The organism is Winogradskyella sp. Asnod2-B02-A (assembly GCF_045063645.1).
Classification (GTDB): domain Bacteria; phylum Bacteroidota; class Bacteroidia; order Flavobacteriales; family Flavobacteriaceae; genus Winogradskyella.
Window position 1 is genome coordinate 717295 of sequence record NZ_JBEFOG010000027.1, and the last position, 18130, is coordinate 735424.

Below are 18130 nucleotides of genomic sequence, written 5' to 3' on the forward strand. Positions count from 1 at the left end.
ATATAAGTTAGGCACACTACTTATTCATACCTTTCATTTCTTCAATAAACGTTTCAGAATCTACTTTATCATAAGCCAATGCTAAAGCTTTATCAGCAATATATTTTACATTTTGTGCATGAAAACCTAAACCTACACAAAGTTTCTCTAACAACCAATGTTGATTAGGACCTTCAATATCATCTGCCCAAACCATACGAGCTAAATCAAATAAACGCTCTAAACGTTCATCGTAAGAAAGTGGTGCGTTAATAGGATGCGTATTATAATTCTCTATAATATCTTTATAATCGTGATCCGAAATATCTAATCGTGTTGCTAAACGATCTAAAAAAGCTCTTTCTTTATCAGTGATTACACCATCGCTCATTGCAACTCTTACTATGGCTGCAAAATGGTCCTCATTACGTTTTTTAAATCCGCTATCGAATAAATCTGAAAATGACATATATCTATTTTATTTATTATCTAATTATTAATTCTGAACAAATATAATTCTATTCAAAGAATTATCATTAGTGAACACTTCAAAAATTTTATATTTGCACTTTCAAAATAAGAAACTTGAGTAAAGTATCTATTACCCAAACATTCGCACAGACTCTGCAATTGCAAAATCTGCAAACTGCTGTTGCCCAAAGTGAAACAAAAACACATTTAAAAGGCCTTATTGGTTCTTCGTTTTCAATTACAGTTTCAGAAGTTTTTAAAACCGCTGACAAACCTTTTTTATTGGTTTTTGACGATAAAGAAGAAGCTGCCTTTTATCTTAATGATCTTGAGCAACTCATCAACGATAAAGATGTATTGTTTTATCCAGGTAGTTACCGTAGACCATACCAAATTGAAGAAACCAATAATGCCAACGTACTTTTACGTGCAGAGGTTTTAAACCGTATTAATTCGCGTAAAAAACCATGTATTATTGTCACCTATCCTGACGCACTTTTTGAAAAAGTAGTAACTAAAAAAGAACTTGAAAAGAATACACTAAAAATTTCTGTTGGAAACGACTTAAGTATCGATTTTGTAAACGAAGTCTTATTTGAATATAAATTTAAACGTGTCGATTTTGTTACAGAGCCTGGAGATTTCTCCGTAAGAGGTGGTATTGTAGATGTTTTTTCTTTTTCGCACGATGAACCTTACAGAATTGAGTTTTTTGGTGATGAAGTAGATAGTATTAGAACTTTTGATGTAGAAACACAATTATCTACAGAACGTATTAAAAAAGTAAGCATTATACCAAATGTCGCTAATAAACAGATCGCAGAAGAACGCGAAAGTTTTTTGAAATACATCTCTAACAAAACCGTTATTTTCTCTAAAAATGCAAACTTAATATTTTCTAGAATTGATGATTTTTATGAAAAAGCAGAAGACGCTTTCAAAAATTTATCTAGCGAAGTTAAACATGCTTCACCTGAAGAATTATTCTGTAATTCAGACTTATTAAAACGTCAGTTTTTAGAATATCCTTTAGTAGAATTTGGAAATGAAGCCTACTTTGCAAAACAACTTATTGCATTTTACAACAAACCTCAGCCAGCCTTTAATAAACAATTCAATTTATTAATTGAAGATTTAAATGAAAACCATGCCAATGGTATTACCAATTATATCTCTTGTGTAAGTGAACAACAAGCCAAACGTTTTCATGATATTTTTGATGATGCAGAACAAACCGTTCATTATAAAACAGTGGTACTTTCACTTTATCAAGGCTTTATAGATTCTGAACATAAAATTGCGATTTATACAGATCATCAAATTTTTGATCGTTACCACAAATTCCATCTTAAAAATGGTTACGCTAAGAAGCAAGCCATCACTTTAAAGGAACTCACAAATCTTGAAATTGGAGATTATGTTACGCATATAGATCATGGTATTGGTAAGTTTGGAGGTTTACAAAAAATTGATGTCGAAGGTAAAAAACAAGAAGCTATTAAATTAGTGTATGGCGAGCGCGATATTCTATACCTTAGTATACATTCACTTCATAAAATCACTAAGTTTAATGGTAAGGATGGTAAACCACCAACCGTTTATAAATTAGGAAGTAAAGCGTGGAAAGTTTTAAAGCAAAAAACGAAATCAAGAGTTAAAGAAATTGCCTTTAACCTTATAAAGCTTTATGCCAAACGAAAACTCAAAAAAGGATTTCAATACGCTCCAGATAGCCACATGCAATTAGAACTTGAAGCCTCTTTTATTTACGAAGACACTCCAGACCAAATCACCTCAACTGCAGATATAAAAGCAGATATGGAAAGTGAGCGACCAATGGATCGTCTTATTTGCGGAGATGTTGGGTTTGGTAAAACTGAAGTTGCCATAAGAGCCGCTTTTAAAGCTGTTGATAACGGAAAACAAGTAGCTGTTTTAGTGCCAACAACGATATTGGCTTATCAACACTCTAGAACATTTAAAGAACGTTTAAAAGATTTCCCAGTCACGGTAGACTATGTTAATCGTTTTAGAACAGCTAAGGAAAAAAGAGAAACCTTAGAGGGATTAGAAAAAGGAAATGTTGATATAATTATTGGTACACATCAACTCGCTAACAAGAATGTTAAGTTTAAAAATTTGGGCTTACTTATTGTTGATGAAGAACAAAAGTTTGGTGTAGCCGTAAAAGAACGTCTTAAAACTATAAAAGAAAATGTTGATGTCTTAACATTAACCGCAACTCCAATTCCAAGAACGCTTCAGTTTAGTTTAATGGCTGCACGAGATTTATCCGTAATAACAACACCTCCACCAAACAGATATCCAATTGAAAGTCATGTTATTCGTTTTGGAGAAGAAACAATTAGAGATGCGGTGAGTTATGAAATTCAACGTGGTGGTCAGGTTTATTTTATTCATAATAGAATCGAGAATATTAAGGAAGTTGCAGGTATGATTCAGAGGTTAGTTCCTGATGCAAAAATCGGTATTGGACATGGACAACTCGATGGTAAAAAACTAGAGAATTTAATGCTTGCTTTTATGAATGGTGAATTTGATGTTTTAGTAGCTACTACTATAGTAGAAAGTGGCTTAGATGTACCAAACGCAAACACCATCTTTATTAATAATGCCAACAATTTTGGATTGAGTGATTTACACCAAATGAGAGGTCGTGTGGGTCGTAGTAATAAAAAAGCCTTCTGTTATTTTATTACTCCTGAGTATTCTGCAATGACAAACGATGCTAGAAAACGTATTTCTGCCTTAGAACAATTTACAGAATTGGGTAGCGGATTTAATATTGCCATGAAGGATTTAGAAATTCGTGGTGCAGGAGATTTATTAGGAGGAGAACAAAGCGGATTTATTAGTGATATTGGATTTGACACCTACCAAAAAATATTAAATGAAGCCATAGAAGAGCTGAAAGAAACAGAATTTGTAGATCTATACAAAGATGATGGCAAGCCAAAGACATATGTAAAAGATATGACTATTGATACTGATTTTGAGTTGCTGTTTCCAGACGATTATATCAATAACATTACAGAGCGTTTAAATCTTTACACTAAATTAAACGAAATTAAAACTGAAGAAGAGCTCGCTAAATTTGAGTCTGATATTATAGATAGATTTGGAGAATTACCAACTCAAGTTTCTGATTTATTAGATAGTGTTCGTTTAAAATGGATCGCCACAAAAATGGGTATCGAAAAATTGATTATGAAACAAGGTAAGATGATTGGTTATTTTGTTCACGATCAGCAAAGTGGATTTTATCAAAGTGAAGCATTTACTAAAGTATTACAGTTTGTTCAAGTCAATGCTAATAGATGTAAAATGAAAGAAAAACAAACCCGAAAAGGTTTACGCTTGTTACTTACTTTCGAAAAAATAAAATCTACAAAACAAGCATTAGCTGCCTTATCTGATATGCAATGAATGAAAAAAGTCATTTAAATCATCTTTTATTACTGATTTTCGCAACGGTTTGTCTTAGCACGTCTGGTCCGTTAGGTAAATTTATAGATATGCCAACACCTGTAATTATTTGGTGGAGATCTATTTTAGCAACAATTATATTATTTCTTTTTTGTGTTTTTAAAGGCATTAATTTAAAGATAAATAATAAGACTGATCGTTTTACTTTTTTTATTGCAGCTCTTTTAATGGGAGGACATTGGATTAGCTATTTCTATGCCTTAAAGCTATCTAATGTGGCTATTGGCATGATTTCATTATTCACATTTCCAGTTATTATAGCACTGTTAGAACCCTTTTTTTCTAAAACAAAATTAGACCCTATACACATTATCTTAGGTCTTATGGTGCTGCTTGGTATTTATATTTTAGCACCAGAATTCAATTTAGAAAGCAATCAGTTACAAGGGATTTTATTTGGAATACTCTCTGCAACATGTTACGCCTTAAGAATCTTATTGCTAAAAGGACATATTGCCAAGTATAATGGCACAATGCTTATGTTTTATCAAGTGTTGATTTTAACCGTAGTATTAGCGCCCATTTTATATTTTATGGACACCTCGAATATTAAAACACAATATCCTTACGTTTTACTTCTAGCCATAGTTACAACAGCAATTGGACATACTATGTTTGTAAATAGTTTAAAATATTTTAAAGCCAGTACAGCCAGTATTATTGGTAGTACACAACCTGTGTTTGGGATTATAATTGCATTCTTTTTCTTGAATGAGATACCAACAATACATACATTTGCTGGAGGTGGTTTAATATTAGCAACCGTTGTTATTGAAAGCGTGAGATCTAAAAAGAAATAGAATGTTTAAAATGGCTTAATTTTTGAAGCTAATTATAGATAAAACAGCATATACAAATGAAAAAAAATCTAATCATATTATTCGTAATACCTCTAATTTCTTTTGCTCAAAGTGTAAAAGGTACATTTTCACCACCAGAAGATTTTAGTTACGCATTTCTATATCAAGCAACACCAGAAAGTGCTAATTACATCAATAGAGGAAAGCTTGATGCTGATGGAAATTTTGAGATCCAATTAGATTCTACCGTAAAACCTGGTATTTATAAGATTGTATACGCAGTGCCACCTGAGGAAAATAATTTCGATTTTATCTACGACGGAAAAGAAACTGTTGCTTTTAATTTTAGCAATGAGAATGGAGTACACTTTACAGAATCAGAAGAAAATAAACTTTGGAATTCTTACTTAAAAAGTATGGATATGGTCAACCAAACTATTAGTAATTATTTTGCTAAAGAAAACTCAGACAAAAAAGGATTCAACGCTATATTCAAGACCTTAAAAGACACACAAACAGGATACGAAGAATTAGCTAAAGGCAAATTAGTTTCTAGTTTTATTAGAGCTAATAAACCATATATTCCTGCGGAGTATGAAGATATTTCAACCTATTCAAATAACTTAAAACAACAATATTTAAGTCAAGTTGATTTTAGCGATTATCTACTACAAAGCTCATCGTTTTTAGTAGATCGTGTTACAGCATATGTTTTAAATATGGTAGAAAACCCAAGCAACGATATCTATAAAGAACACATAGATGATGTAGCTGCAGCCATTAATAGTAATGACCTAATTATTAAAACGAGTCTATTAGAAATGCTTTGGAAACATTTTTCGGACCAAAAAAATCATGAAGTTGCCAACTACATTACCACAAATTATTTACTAGAGTTAGCTAAAGCTACGGACAACAATGTTTTATTAGATATGGTAATAGCTTTTAAAAACACATCTATTGGATCTAAAGCTCCTAATTTTGATATTACGTCTAACGGACAAAACACTAACTTACATCAATTAGAAGGTGCAGAACACTATTTACTTATTTTTTGGAGTAGTACTTGTGGACATTGTTTAAACGAACTACCTAAAGTTAAAAAAATGATTGCCGACAAACCTAATGTAAAAGTGGTTGCCTTTGGATTAGAAAATGATACTGATGGTTGGGAAAAGGAAATAAAAAACTATCCTGATTTTATTCATCAAATTGGTTTAGATAAATGGGATAATCCTGTTGTAAAAACATATGGTGTTTCTGCAACACCAATGTATTTTTTACTAAGTACTTCTAAAATTATTATGGCTAAGCCTTATGAGCTTGAAGATTTAGAAGTTTTACTAAAAGATTTATAAGATATTATATCACCTAAAAAAGAAAACGCTCAGTAAAACAAATGTTTTATCTGAGCGTTTTGAAACTAAATAACCAACCAAAATTTAGCTTCTTGTATTTTCTCTAGTATTCTCTACTTTCTTTGTTTTTTGCTTACGCTTTTTAAGTTCATCAGATTGTTTAGCTGCCTTACCTTCTTCTACGTTTGCATTTCTGTAATATTGAATATAGCCTCTTCCTTGAAATTCATATAGCGTACCAGAATTTGAATGGTACAACTCTATCTTACTATCATTAATAACGCTGAGTTCAAAAAATTCATTGTCAAAGAAATCATAATCTAATGTTAATGTTTTTAGGTACATATTTCCTGATACATTTCCTACTCCATAACTCCCTGTAAAATCCCAATAAATATTATCAGTATTGTAAACATTCGCGTCTTGAGAACTTCTAAATGTATCATCACTTCCACCAGATAAAAACTGAAGATAATTCTCATTATCAAAATCATTTAAAGCTCCATAGTTACTTGTATATGTTTTTTCCCAAGCGTCGTATTCTTGTAAGAAATAATGAATGTTATCATAAAAAACATAATCATAATCAAAGTTAGAACGTTGATAACCATCTAAAAAATAAGACGTATCATTAAAAGGGTTATATAATTCAATGGTGTTATTATCTACTTGGTAAACATCAAAACTATCATAACCATCAATAATGTGATTAACATCTAAAATCATATCGTACGCGTCATAATATCCTATTTCTACACCATAACCATTTCCTTGGCTACCAATGCCAACTAGATTATTGTTAGCATACATAATACCATTCTTAAATGACACTGTAAACGCTATCTGTAAAAATGGTGTTTCGCCATAACCTTGAGTTTCATTAATATCAACATACCATAAATCATAAGAATTTAATAATTGATTCAATGAAATTGATGGTTCATCAACATAATGTGTTTCCTCTACATAACAAGATGTAAAAAGTGTTGCGATAAATGCAAATCCAAAAAGTAGTTTTATAGTTTTCATAATCTAACGGTTTTAAGGTTATTAATTAATGATATTCAAAACGTGTGCCAAAAAATATAGTGATGCGATTTAAAGTATAACAAAAAACACATTTGCAGTAGTTATATGAAAATCCATAAAGTCTTTAAAAACCGAAGCGTTAACATAGTTTTAGCTCGACTAATCTTATAAATTTTCCGTAACTTTGATATACAAAATTGATTTAATATCTATGAGTGATACAACAAAATATGCTGTTTTTGGTGCCGGAAGTTGGGCAACTGCCATAGTTAAAATGCTTTGCGAAAACCAAAATGAAATCGGTTGGTACATGAGGAGCATTTATGCTAAAGAGCATATCTTAAAAGAAAAGCATAATCCTAGTTATTTGAGCTCTGTAGAATTTCATACAGAACAATTAAAACTAAGTAATGATATCAATGAAATAGCAGATTGGGCAGATGTACTCATTTTTGTAATCCCTTCTGCATTTATACATGCCGAATTGCAAAAACTAACTACAGATATCAGTAAGAAAACCATAGTATCTGCGGTAAAAGGTATAATGCCAGAAACAGGAAAATTAGTTGGTGAACAATTTCATGACGAGTATAATATTCCTTTTGAAAACATTGCCGTTATTGCTGGTCCTTGCCATGCAGAAGAAGTGGCTTTAGAGCGTTTATCTTATTTAACAATTGCCTGTGATGATATTAAAAAAGCACAAGCTATTGCAGATAGTTTATCTAGCGATTACATTAAAACCAAAACTAGCGATGATGTTATTGGAATAGAATATGCCGTAATGCTTAAAAACATTTACGCTATTGCTGCCGGAATTGCGCATGGTTTAGGATATGGTGATAATTTTCAGAGTGTATTGATGAGTAATTCTATTCGCGAAATGAAACGCTTTATCAAAAAGATGCATAAGATGAAACGTAACATTAATAACTCAGCTTATCTAGGTGATTTATTAGTTACGGGTTACTCTATTTTTTCTCGAAACCGAATGTTTGGTAACATGATTGGTAAAGGCTACACCGTAAAATCTGCACAAATGGAAATGAACATGGTTGCTGAAGGTTATTACGCCACAAAAAGTGCTTTTGAATTAAATAAAAAGAACAAGAAAAAAACGCAACTTCCTATTATAAATGCCGTTTACGATATTTTATACGAAGGAAAAGATGCTAAGAAGGTGTTTCAGAAATTGACGGATAAATTGGATTAGCTATTCCTTTGAAATCGAAGATTCACGAATTCAAAATTATTGAAATAAAATCAGTGAGTAAAAAAGGAATCTCATCATTGGTAATTAATTTATGGTCGAGCTTTACTCCGCATCTTTTTCAAACATGCAAAAAGATGTTATTTTAAGTCCTAAGGAAATTATTTACCAACTTTAACTCACTACTATTGCATGATGTCTATTAACTAAGAGATTCCTGCCTTCGCAGGAATGTTACTTTACCAAAATACCACGTAACTGCATCAAAGGAATAGTCTGCAAAGCCTTTTCATTAATCGTATTTTTTCTGAATACATAGGTTTTATCAAACATTTGGTTGCCTTCAAAAAACGTGATTTTAAACTCATTGTTCAATTCTAATACCTTTTCTTGTAAATATTCAATTTTAGCATAACTTCTTGCAGGTAGTTTTGCAATAGTATGTCGCATTACAGGCGTTAATTTCTTATCGCTATAACCTCTAGAAACTATAAGTACTGTTTCTAAATCATTATCGCTATTGTTAATGATATAGGCATTCCAATCTTGGGTTTTATATTCAATATGTTGTTCTTGTACCACAGCAACGTGTACATCTTTTACGTCTGGTATACTTATGTCTTTTTTCATATCGCAAAAATAGTAAACTATTCAAAATAAGAATTAGAATAATTACTTGCTATAATACCTTTAAGATTATAAATCACTAAATGCTTAAAAAGCGCTTCTTCTGAATACGTTTCAAATAAATTATCTTTTTTAAACACCATATTATCAATTCTAAAAAAATAGATTTTTACCACTAATTCTACATCAATATCTTTTTTTATATCACCTAGTGCTTTTCCTTTTTTTAATAAGTCTAAAACAATACTATTCGCCAACTCTTCAATAAAGTCTTTATAAAGTTTATTGGCTTTTGGATAATACTTTTCTATTCCAAAAATAAAAGAGGGTTTAAAGTATTTTAAATACTGAAACCCTCTTTGGTAAATTAACATAACACTCAAAACAGGATCATTACCATTACTAATAATAATCCTATCTATATCTTCTTTATATTCATTTATAATAGTCTCTAAACTACTAGTGACTAAGTCTTCTTTATTTTTAAAAAATGAATAAATTGTTTTTTTTGATATGCCAAGCTCATTTGCTAAATCATCTAACGTTACATGCTTACTTCCAAATTGGGTAAACTGTTCAATAGAGCATTTTAACAATGTAGCTTTAGTAATCATATTTAAATTGGTTTATCTCCATCCACCTCCAAGGGCTTCATATAAATCTACTACAGCAACTAACTGTTGCAACTTGCTATCTATAATATTAAGCTCTGCGCTTAATGAACTTTGTCTTGCTGTTAATAAATCTAGATAATTTGCATAACCATTTTTTAGTAACTCTTCTGAATTAGCTTCAGCAGTTCTTAAGGCTTCAACTTCGTTTTTTCTAAATTCGAATTTTCTAGTTTCAGCTTCATAAGTAAACAAAGCATTAGACACTTCATTACCTGCTACCAATAAGGTTTTCTTAAAATTAAGCAAAGCACTTTCTTGATTTGCCAATGCAACTTCTTTCTGTGTTTTTAGCTTACGTTGATTTAATAACGGTTGTGTTAAACCACCAACTACTGTTGCAAATAATGAGTTTACATTAAATAATTTATCTAGCTCTAAACTTTGTAATCCTCCAGAAGCTGTAAGCGTTAATGAGGGATAAAAACTACTATTAGCAACATTTGTTAACTCAAAAGATTGAATTAATCCATACTCAGCAGCCATAACATCAGGTCTATTACTTAACAATGTTGCTGGAACACCCAATTTTAAATCCTGGTCAATTTGCTGTGCATCTAAACTGGCTCTCTCAAAATTCTGAGCAGATTTACCAAGTAAAATACTTAAGGTGTTTTCCGTTTTAAAAATAGCAGTTTCAATATCTACTTGTAAAGCTCTTGCGCTATTGTATTGTGCTATATTTTGGTCCACAGCAACCTGTGTTACTTGTCCTGCATCCTTTAATGCTTTTATAGTTTCTACACCACTTTCTCTGGTTGCAACAGTTTGCTTTGTAATCTCTAATTGAGCATCTAGAGCTAATAAGTTATAGTAGGTATTTGCGATACTAGAAATTAACTGTGTTTTTACAGCCTGATGACCAGCAACACTTTGTAAATAAGATGCTTGCGTTGCCCTTTTATTACTTCTTATTTTGCCCCAAATATCTGCTTCCCAAGAAAGGTTTGCAGTAACATCATAAGTATCTAAACCACCACTAAAAATTGAACCAAACTGGCTATTTTCTGAAAACTCCTGACGTGTATAATTTCCACCTATGCTTGCAGTTGGAAAATAACCTGCTTTACCTTGCTTTGCATAAGCTTCTGCAGCTATCATTTGCTGAATTGCAATACGTACATCCATATTATTCTGCAGACCTTCTTCAATATATTGTTGAAGGTATTGGTCTGTAAATAAATTTTTCCAAGATACATCTGCAATAGACACACTATCTGTTGGTAAATTATCCGTTCTATAAAGTGCTTCTGTTTCAGTTTGTAAATCTGGTCTTGCATAGTCTTTAGCCACAAAACAACTTTGTAATGTTATAGCAACGATTATTAATAAAGCACCTTTACTAAAATTTCTATGTTTTATAATTGATTTCATGTTCTTATTCTTCAATAGTTTGTACTGCTGGTTTACTAGAAACTTTTTCTTGTAACCACTGAAATAATATAAATAGGATTGGAATTACGAAGACTCCTAAAATTGTACCAATAAGCAAACCTCCAACGGCTCCAGTACCAATAGATCGGTTTCCTTCAGACCCAACACCTTTTGCTAATACTAATGGCATTAATCCTAATATAAAAGCAAATGATGTCATTAAAATAGGACGTAAACGTACTTTTGCACCAACCATAGCTGAATCCACAATACTCTCACCAGATTTTCGTCGTTGTAACGCAATTTCTACAATTAGTATGGCATTTTTAGCCAATAAACCAATCAACATAATTAAGGAAATTTGAAAATAAATATTATTCTCTAATCCTAAAAGATTGGTACTTATATACGCTCCAAACACACCAAAAGGTAATGATAGGATTACTGCAAATGGTAGTAAATAACTTTCGTATTGGGCACTTAATAAGAAATACACAAACAGAATACTTAAGATAAAGATAAACGTCGTTTGGTTTCCTGCACTCACCTCTTCACGCGTTAAACCAGAATAAGCAACCGTATAATTACTTGGTAATTTTGCAACTTCTTCTTCAATAACTCGAATAGCATCACCTGTACTAAACCCTTCATTGGTTGCGCCTGTGATACTTGTAGAATTTAATAAATTAAAACGCGTTACCGATTGTGGTCCATAAACCCTTTTTAAGTTTACAAATTGAGTAATAGGCGTCATTTCACCCGTATCTGTTCTTACATACATGCTATTTAAAGCATTTACATCTGCTCTATCCTCTGGTAAAGCCTGAATATATACTCTAAATTGTTTTCCGAATTTAGAAAAATCGGATGCATATATACCACCAATATAGCCTTGTAAGGTTGAAAAAATACTAGATATATCAACTCCTTTTTCTTTTGCTAAAGGCACATTTACTTCCATCTCATATTGCGGATAGCTTGTATTAAAAGCCGATTGTGCATATTTAATTTCTGGATGACTCATTAAAGCCATTGTGAAATCTTTATTAGCTTGATCTAAATCTGAAAATTCACCGCCAAATTTATCTAATAAATTCACTTCAAATCCTGCTGAATTTCCAAATCCACGAATACTAGGTGGTGAAAAGAAAATAATTTTAGCATCTGGAATTCCTGCTGCAATACCAAATAATTTCCCTGTTATGGCAGTTGAAGAAAGTGATGGATCTTCACGTTCACTCCAATCCTTTAACTTAATAATTCCCATACCGTAGTTTGAACCTGTACCATTTATTAAACTTCTACCTTTAATAAAGTTAACACCAACAATACCATCCATACCATCTATTTTAGAGTAAAGATTTCTTGCAACGCCATCTGTTCTATCCAAAGATGCACCAGCTGGCAATTCAATATTTGCGAAAATAATACCTCTATCTTCATTAGGTACAAAACCTGTTGGAGTGTTGTTTGCTGCCCAATAAATACCGACAACAGCTATCATTAATAAGACTACCGATATAAATTTTTTCCTGTATAAAAAATGAAGTGAATTTCCGTATTTATTTATGGTGGCATTAAATCCACGATTAAAAAGTGTGTAAAAACGTTTTAATGGGCTTTTTCCTTTTAGTTCTTCATCTTCTTTATGCGACTTTAATAATAATGCACATAAAGCCGGACTTAATGTTAAAGCGTTTACTGCCGAAATTAAAATCGCAATAATTAAAGTGACACCAAATTGCTCATAGAATACACCTGTTGGACCAGTTACAAAAGTTACCGGAATAAATACAGCAGCCATTACCAATGTAATTGAAATAATTGCTCCAGAAATTTCATTCATGGCAGTTAATGTGGCCTTTTTAGGATTGTGCTCTCCTTCATCCATTTTGGCATGGACAGCTTCTACAACCACAATGGCATCATCTACAACAATACCAATAGCAAGAACTAATGCGAATAGCGTTAATAGGTTAATGGAATATCCAAAAACATTTAAGAAAAAGAACGTACCAATAATAGAAACTGGTACAGCAATCGCCGGAATTAATGTTGAACGGAAATCTTGCAAAAAGATAAATACCACTAAGAATACCAGTAAAAAGGCTTCAAGCAAAGTCATTATTACTTTATCAATAGAAGCATTTAAAAATAAACTCGTATCATAAGGCACAAAAATACCTAAGCCTTCGGGTAAATCATTTTCTACCGCATCTAAAGTGGTTTTAATACCTTCAATAATCTCTTGCGCATTAGAACCTTTCGTTTGAAAAATCCCCATAAAAACAGCAGGATTCCCTAAACTCATGGCATTAGCCGCATAAGATTGTGCATCTAACTCAATAGTTGCCACATCTTTTAAACGTAAAAACTCACCGTTTCCTAACGCTTTAATTACAATATCACTGTATTGTGCTTCATCCTTAAAACGACCGCTATAAGTTAAGGTATATGAAAATGATTCACCATTATTTTGACCTAACGAACCTGCTGCTGCTTCTAAATTTTGTTCTGCTAAAGCTGCTGAAATATCTGAAGGAATTAAATTATAAGCTGCTAATTTATCTGGCTTTAACCAAATACGCATGGCATAATCTTGTTGTGAAAATACACTAACATCACCAACACCACTAATACGTTGCATGGCAGGAATGACATTAATTTTTAAGTAATTTTGAATAAATGTCGCATCGTAATTATCACTTTCAGAATACATAGAAACAAACATTAATGCACTTGTTTCTTGTTTTTGTGTGGTAACACCTGTTTGCGTTACCTCTTGTGGCAACAAAGGTGTTGCTCTAGCTACACGATTTTGAACATTTACAGCAGCAATATCTGCATCCATATCTTGATCAAAATAGACTGTAATTTCCGCTGTACCTGTGTTTGATGCTGTAGAGGTAATGTATGTCATTCCTTCTACACCATTAATTTGTTCCTCTATAGGAATAATAACACTCTCTAAAACGGTTTCTGCGTTTGCACCTGTATAACTTGCAGACACCTTAATTGTTGGTGGTGCAATATCTGGGTATTCCTCTATTGGTAAAGTACCAATACTTATTGCTCCTAGTAAAACTATGATAATAGAAATTACTGTCGAAAGCACAGGTCTTTCAATAAATGTTTTTAACATGACTAATATGTTTGGTGTTATTTAATTTCTGAATAAAGTGGCAATTGGCTTAATTGCTTCTTCAAAAGTTGTGTCTTGTGGTGCTATTACCATTCCGTTTCTTAGTTTACCAACACCAGATATAATAATTTTATCTTTTGCATCTAAACCAGATTCCACAACATATAAATTATCTACAGTGCCTTTAATCTTTATGATTGAAGTTTCAACTTTGTTGTCTTCTCCAAGTTTAAAAATCATAACATTTCCTTGTTGCTCAAAAGTTGCCGTTTGAGGAACAACAATAGCATCTTTATATTCTATTGGAAATCTAATTTTACCACTGTTTCCATTAGTTAAAATTTCTTTAGGATTTTTAAAAGCAGCTCTAATTTGAATGGTTCCTGTATTTTGATTAATCTGACCTGTACTTGTTTGAATACGTCCTTTTTCTGAGTATTCTTTGCCGTTGGCTAAAATTAAACTTAAGTCTGGCGAATTTTTAATACGCTCTGCTTTTGTGGTTCCTTCTGATCGTTGAAGATGGTCAATATATTGCGCTTCATTGAAACTAAAGAAAGCATAAACCTCATCAATTTCACTTACTGTTGTTAAAGGTGTTGCATCACTAGGACTAATTAACGCACCTTCTCTAAAATTAATTGAACCCACATAACCATCAATTGGGCTTTTAATAGTTGCATAACCAATGTTGGCCGAAATACCACTCAAGTTTGCCTGTGCTTGCGCTAAATTTGCTTTTGCAGTTTCTAACTGAACAGGACTAATAATGTTTTTTTCTACTAAAGGAATTAGTTTATCTACCTCAACTTGTGCAACATTTACTTGTGCTTTTGCTGCACCAGCATCTTGACTTAAAGATTGCGTTTCTAATTTAAACAACACTTGTCCTTTGCGTACTTTTTGACCTTCATCTACATATACTTTTTCAATATATCCTGAAGTTTTTGCTCTCACATCACTATTTACTTTACCCTCAATAGTTGCAGGATAATCTGTATAACCCGTTACTGTTTTAGTTTCTAATTGAGAAACAGGAAAAGGCGCTGGAGGCGCTTCTGCAGCAGGTTGGTTTTGTTCACTGTTTCCACAGCTTACAATGACTAAGAATACACTTAGCATTAATAGGTTATATAATTTATTCTTTTTCATTTTTTGGTTTATTATTTTGGTTTTCTTTAAATATGGAATTTTTTATCAATCAATTTTTCTCTTAATTCTTTTACTGAAGCTGTTGCTTCATCTACAAACTGTACATAATCATTATGAAAGGTTAAATCGAATTTATCTTCTTCATTTTCAATCTTTATTTCGTTTTGTTTCTCTTTATAAGCTTTAATCTCTATATGTATTGCACGCTCTTCATCCCAATGACTTATCATTCTATCTACATGTTGAATAATGGTATTTTTATCAATTATAAAATACTTTTTACGATCACCAGTTTTTGTAAAATATTCTATTTTATTTAGATCTTGCAAATGATTAAGGTGTGTTGAAATGGTGCTTTTACTTGCACAAAGTACACTTACCATATCCTCAAACGTAGCTCCTCTCTTACCTGTAAGTATTATGTAAGACAAAATACGTGCAGCAACAGGTGCCAATTGTTCTCGAGCTTCTAAATGCACTCCTAGTTTTTCAACTAAGTTCATTTTTTTTTGGCAAATATCATTTTTCATTTTGCATGCTTTTATTTCTGATTTATGATAAATGAAATCATCATGTACAGTAAAATTCTATGCAAATATATATTATTGGTTCGGAACAAACCGAACTAAACGAAGTTAAATTGTTGTTAAATAAAAAAGCCGACTATTAACAGTCGGCTTTCAAATATATTTTGGTGAAGTTTATAAGGCAGATTTAAACTGCTCTAAGAAACGTACATCGTTTTCACTGAGTAAACGAATATCACTAATTTGATTCAATAACATTGCTATTCTGTCTATTCCCATTCCGAAGGCAAAACCTGAATATTCTTTAGAATCAATACCACAGTTTTCTAATACATTAGGATCAACCATACCACAACCCATAATTTCTAACCAACCTGTTCCTTTGGTAATTTTATAATCAGTTTCTGTCTCAAGTCCCCAATATACATCTACTTCTGCACTTGGTTCTGTAAACGGGAAGTATGATGGACGTAATCTAATCTTAGATTTCCCAAACATCTCTGTAGTAAAATATTGTAACGTTTGCTTTAAATCTGCAAAGCTTACGTCTTTATCAATATATAAACCTTCTACTTGGTGAAAGAAACAATGTGAACGTGCCGAAATAGCTTCATTTCTGTACACACGACCAGGAGAAATAGTTCTAATTGGTGGTTTGTTGTTTTCCATATAACGCACTTGTACAGAACTGGTATGTGTACGTAATAAAATATCTGGATCTGTTTGAATGAAGAATGTATCTTGCATATCTCTTGCAGGATGATATTCTGGCAAGTTTAATGCTGTAAAATTATGCCAATCGTCTTCAATTTCTGGACCTTCACTTACGTTAAATCCAATACGAGAAAAGATATCAATAATTTCATTTTTTACAATAGAAATAGGATGACGTGCACCAATTGCAATCGGTTCTCCAGGACGTGATAAATCACCATAAATCCCTTTATCTTCTTCCTGACTTTCTAAAGCCTCTTTTAAGGCGTTTACTTTATCTTCAGCTGTTTTCTTAAGCTGATTAATAGTTTGACCAAATTCTTTCTTTTGGTCGTTTGCTACATTTTTAAACTCAGCAAAATATTCTTTTAAAAGCCCTTTTGAACCTAAATATTTAATTCTAAAGGCTTCAACCTCTTCTTTAGATTGTGCTTTAAAAGCTTCTGCTTCTGCTATAAGTTCTTTTATCTTATCTATCATGATTTCTATTCAAAAACGATTGCAAATTTAGTTTTTTTTTGCGAGTTATGGTAGCTGAATTCCTTTGAAACTATTCGATATATTCGGTTTCTACAAAATAGTTGACAATAGCTTCTTTCATTAATACACTTTGCTCACCAGCTTTAAGATGTGGTAATTGCGCTAAAACCTTGTAATGTGGCCAACCGTCGTCATCTACAAAATCGAATTCATAAAACCCATAAGGTTCTAGAACTTTACAGATAGCAATATGCATCAAATCTAATTTATGGTCTTTTTTGTATTCGCGATGCAATTGCCCAAGTTCCTGTACACCAATTAGATATAATATAGTATCGAGATCTAATTTGTCTCCATCTGCAAATTGATTAGAGAGTTTTTCTACCACTAAATCCCATCGTTCTTTTAATTGTTCGTCTCTTGCCATAGTCATGTCCCTTATAAAAGGGAATCTCATTAATTAATAAACTTATTTTAAGTTTCAAAGTTAAGAAACTAAAGCCTCTTGAATTACGTTATTAATTTAAAATGAGAAAAATTATGTACGTTTGTCTAAATCATTAGTGTTATGAGTATTATTGACATCATTTTAGCTGCCTTATTATTATTTGGATTTATACGTGGCTTGTTTAAAGGTCTTTTTGTTGAAGTTGCTTCTTTAGTAGCTCTTGTTTTAGGTGTTTATGGAGCCATTCATTTTAGTGGATTTGCTGCAGGCTTCCTAGAATCTAAAGTAGATTGGGAAGAAAGAACCATCAATATTGTTGCTTTCGCCATCACTTTTGTGGTCATTGTTCTCACTATTGGTTTGGCCGGAAAAGCGCTAACCAAATTAGCCGATTTTGCTGCTTTAGGCATCATAAACAAACTAGCAGGTGGTATTTTTGGAGCTCTTAAAATTGGTTTAATTCTAAGTGTTATATTGATAGTGTTTCACAAAATGAACAATACATTGCCATTTATGGAAAAAGAGGATTTAGAAAAAAGTATGCTCTATAGTCCCGTAAAATCTTTAGCTCCAATGATTTTTCCGAATATCATAAAAAGTGAAGATGAACCTATAATTAGAGAAAAAGAAGAATGATAAGG

At 31.9% G+C, this 18130-nt stretch carries 15 protein-coding genes; 5 read left to right on the top strand and 10 right to left on the bottom strand.

All coding sequences use genetic code 11. The features are described from left to right. Positions 1-16 precede the first annotated feature (16 nt). A complete protein-coding gene (locus ACJJVO_RS11225; RefSeq protein WP_405574091.1) occupies positions 17-448 on the bottom strand; it encodes a TerB family tellurite resistance protein in 432 nt (143 codons plus the stop codon). Between the two features lie 116 nt (positions 449-564). On the opposite strand from ACJJVO_RS11225, the gene mfd reads away from it, so the two are divergent. From mfd to ACJJVO_RS11240, 3 genes are read left to right on the top strand one after another with little or no spacing between them, the layout of a single operon-like run. After that, on the top strand, positions 565-3897 hold the full coding sequence (gene mfd / locus ACJJVO_RS11230) for a transcription-repair coupling factor (RefSeq protein ID WP_405574094.1): 3333 nt from the start codon (positions 565-567) through the stop codon (positions 3895-3897). After that, positions 3894-4757, top strand: a complete 864-nt coding sequence (locus ACJJVO_RS11235) for a DMT family transporter (protein WP_405574097.1) — start codon at positions 3894-3896, stop codon at positions 4755-4757. The genes mfd and ACJJVO_RS11235 overlap by 4 nt, the downstream gene beginning before the upstream one ends. Positions 4758-4813: 56 nt before the next feature. Then, complete coding sequence (locus ACJJVO_RS11240) at positions 4814-6115, top strand: TlpA family protein disulfide reductase (protein WP_405574099.1); 1302 nt, start codon at positions 4814-4816, stop codon at positions 6113-6115. A gap of 84 nt (positions 6116-6199) precedes the next feature. Here ACJJVO_RS11240 and ACJJVO_RS11245 read toward each other — a convergent pair whose 3' ends face one another. Beyond that, entirely contained in the window at positions 6200-7144 is a 945-nt protein-coding gene (locus tag ACJJVO_RS11245; protein WP_405574101.1) for a nicotinic acid mononucleotide adenyltransferase, read from the bottom strand. Positions 7145-7355: 211 nt separating this feature from the next. Between ACJJVO_RS11245 and ACJJVO_RS11250 the strand changes: the two genes are divergently transcribed. After that, positions 7356-8357: an NAD(P)H-dependent glycerol-3-phosphate dehydrogenase gene (locus ACJJVO_RS11250; protein WP_405574103.1), complete on the top strand. Its 1002-nt coding sequence runs from the start codon at positions 7356-7358 to the stop codon at positions 8355-8357. 231 nt (positions 8358-8588) lie between these two features. On the opposite strand, the gene ACJJVO_RS11255 is transcribed toward ACJJVO_RS11250, so the two are convergent. The 8 genes from ACJJVO_RS11255 to ACJJVO_RS11290 all read right to left on the bottom strand — a co-directional run bounded on the left by ACJJVO_RS11255 (position 8589) and on the right by ACJJVO_RS11290 (position 17468). Then, positions 8589-8984, bottom strand: a complete 396-nt coding sequence (locus ACJJVO_RS11255; protein ID WP_405574105.1) for a hypothetical protein — start codon at positions 8982-8984, stop codon at positions 8589-8591. A gap of 17 nt (positions 8985-9001) precedes the next feature. Further along, entirely contained in the window at positions 9002-9595 is a 594-nt protein-coding gene (locus ACJJVO_RS11260; protein ID WP_405574108.1) for a TetR/AcrR family transcriptional regulator, read from the bottom strand. A 12-nt stretch (positions 9596-9607) separates the two neighbouring features. After that, complete coding sequence (locus tag ACJJVO_RS11265) at positions 9608-11026, bottom strand: efflux transporter outer membrane subunit (RefSeq protein WP_405574110.1); 1419 nt, start codon at positions 11024-11026, stop codon at positions 9608-9610. Between the two features lie 4 nt (positions 11027-11030). Next, complete coding sequence (locus ACJJVO_RS11270; protein WP_405574113.1) at positions 11031-14168, bottom strand: efflux RND transporter permease subunit; 3138 nt, start codon at positions 14166-14168, stop codon at positions 11031-11033. Between the two features lie 21 nt (positions 14169-14189). Further along, positions 14190-15320, bottom strand: coding sequence for an efflux RND transporter periplasmic adaptor subunit (locus ACJJVO_RS11275; protein ID WP_405574116.1), 1131 nt, complete (start codon positions 15318-15320; stop codon positions 14190-14192). A gap of 26 nt (positions 15321-15346) precedes the next feature. Then, a complete protein-coding gene (locus ACJJVO_RS11280; RefSeq protein WP_405574118.1) occupies positions 15347-15850 on the bottom strand; it encodes a GbsR/MarR family transcriptional regulator in 504 nt (167 codons plus the stop codon). Between the two features lie 171 nt (positions 15851-16021). Next, entirely contained in the window at positions 16022-17041 is a 1020-nt protein-coding gene (pheS, locus tag ACJJVO_RS11285; RefSeq protein ID WP_173302113.1) for a phenylalanine--tRNA ligase subunit alpha, read from the bottom strand. A 70-nt stretch (positions 17042-17111) separates the two neighbouring features. Beyond that, on the bottom strand, positions 17112-17468 hold the full coding sequence (locus ACJJVO_RS11290; protein WP_405574120.1) for a hypothetical protein: 357 nt from the start codon (positions 17466-17468) through the stop codon (positions 17112-17114). 141 nt (positions 17469-17609) lie between these two features. Here ACJJVO_RS11290 and ACJJVO_RS11295 point away from each other — a divergent pair, with 141 nt between their 5' ends. After that, positions 17610-18125: a CvpA family protein gene (locus ACJJVO_RS11295; RefSeq protein ID WP_405574122.1), complete on the top strand. Its 516-nt coding sequence runs from the start codon at positions 17610-17612 to the stop codon at positions 18123-18125. Positions 18126-18130: the final 5 nt, after the last annotated feature.

Bases quoted from the DNA above. Each gene is read 5' to 3' on its own strand.
- ACJJVO_RS11295 (WP_405574122.1), top strand. From the start codon at position 17,610: ATGAGTATTATTGACATCATTTTAGCTGCCTTATTATTATTTGGATTT.
- ACJJVO_RS11265 (WP_405574110.1), bottom strand. From the start codon at position 11,026: ATGAAATCAATTATAAAACATAGAAATTTTAGTAAAGGTGCTTTATTA.
- ACJJVO_RS11255 (WP_405574105.1), bottom strand. From the start codon at position 8,984: ATGAAAAAAGACATAAGTATACCAGACGTAAAAGATGTACACGTTGCT.
- ACJJVO_RS11240 (WP_405574099.1), top strand. From the start codon at position 4,814: ATGAAAAAAAATCTAATCATATTATTCGTAATACCTCTAATTTCTTTT.
- ACJJVO_RS11270 (WP_405574113.1), bottom strand. From the start codon at position 14,168: ATGTTAAAAACATTTATTGAAAGACCTGTGCTTTCGACAGTAATTTCT.
- ACJJVO_RS11225 (WP_405574091.1), bottom strand. From the start codon at position 448: ATGTCATTTTCAGATTTATTCGATAGCGGATTTAAAAAACGTAATGAG.
- ACJJVO_RS11235 (WP_405574097.1), top strand. From the start codon at position 3,894: ATGAATGAAAAAAGTCATTTAAATCATCTTTTATTACTGATTTTCGCA.
- ACJJVO_RS11250 (WP_405574103.1), top strand. From the start codon at position 7,356: ATGAGTGATACAACAAAATATGCTGTTTTTGGTGCCGGAAGTTGGGCA.
- ACJJVO_RS11280 (WP_405574118.1), bottom strand. From the start codon at position 15,850: ATGAAAAATGATATTTGCCAAAAAAAAATGAACTTAGTTGAAAAACTA.
- ACJJVO_RS11260 (WP_405574108.1), bottom strand. From the start codon at position 9,595: ATGATTACTAAAGCTACATTGTTAAAATGCTCTATTGAACAGTTTACC.
- ACJJVO_RS11245 (WP_405574101.1), bottom strand. From the start codon at position 7,144: ATGAAAACTATAAAACTACTTTTTGGATTTGCATTTATCGCAACACTT.
- pheS (WP_173302113.1), bottom strand. From the start codon at position 17,041: ATGATAGATAAGATAAAAGAACTTATAGCAGAAGCAGAAGCTTTTAAA.
- ACJJVO_RS11275 (WP_405574116.1), bottom strand. From the start codon at position 15,320: ATGAAAAAGAATAAATTATATAACCTATTAATGCTAAGTGTATTCTTA.
- ACJJVO_RS11290 (WP_405574120.1), bottom strand. From the start codon at position 17,468: ATGGCAAGAGACGAACAATTAAAAGAACGATGGGATTTAGTGGTAGAA.